Origin of the sequence: Tsukamurella sputi, from assembly GCF_007858445.1 — a bacterium.
Lineage (GTDB): Bacteria > Actinomycetota > Actinomycetes > Mycobacteriales > Mycobacteriaceae > Tsukamurella > Tsukamurella sputi.
This window is the reverse complement of sequence record NZ_VIGV01000082.1, coordinates 1-634: the sequence shown is the minus strand read 5'-3', so window position 1 is coordinate 634 and position 634 is coordinate 1. Positions and strand designations below refer to the sequence as shown.

1 protein-coding gene is annotated in these 634 nt (G+C 41.8%); it reads right to left on the bottom strand.

Going from position 1 to position 634, the window contains the following annotated elements:
* A partial coding sequence (locus tag FK268_RS25930) for a hypothetical protein (RefSeq protein ID WP_158636213.1) occupies positions 1-634 on the bottom strand: 634 nt, incomplete at both ends.

Sequence of the window (634 nt, the reverse complement as noted above, 5' to 3'; positions counted from 1 at the left end):
TCCAGCCTTGTCTGTTACATAGACCTTAAACTCTGTCGATTCATCAATATTTTTCGTACCAACAGGAACCTTGATAGCAAGATATTGCTTTCCTTCCTTATAGATACCACCAACATTGCCTTCTACAGTTTGCTTCTTACCAGTTGTGTCGATATAGGTTACCGTTACCTTATCACCCGTTTGTGCATGATAAACATAGGTTGGGTCACCACTAATCAACGCGGTTACATTACCTTCCTCAGCATCATACTGCACAAAGGTTGCTTGTGGAGCCACCGTATCCACAACAAATGTATACTTCTCAGAAACCTCACCGACTTTACCTGTAGTAGGATCGACAGCTCTTACTTGAAGGTAGATCTTATCGTTACGAAGCTGGTCTGCCCACCAAGTGGTCTGTAATGCCTCTTCAAGCGTAGCTTCATCAAGTTTCCAATATCCATTCTCATCAACAGTAACCTTAACCTCAAAGTACTGTGGATACCCTAAAGAATCCATTTCGCTATCATCTGCAGCATGTTGCTTATTAATATAGATGCGAACAGTCTCTACCCCTTTTGCTGCTCTTCCCTCAATCTCACCTAAGGAGTCATTACTATAGATCACAAACTCATTACCATCACTTTCGACAAGT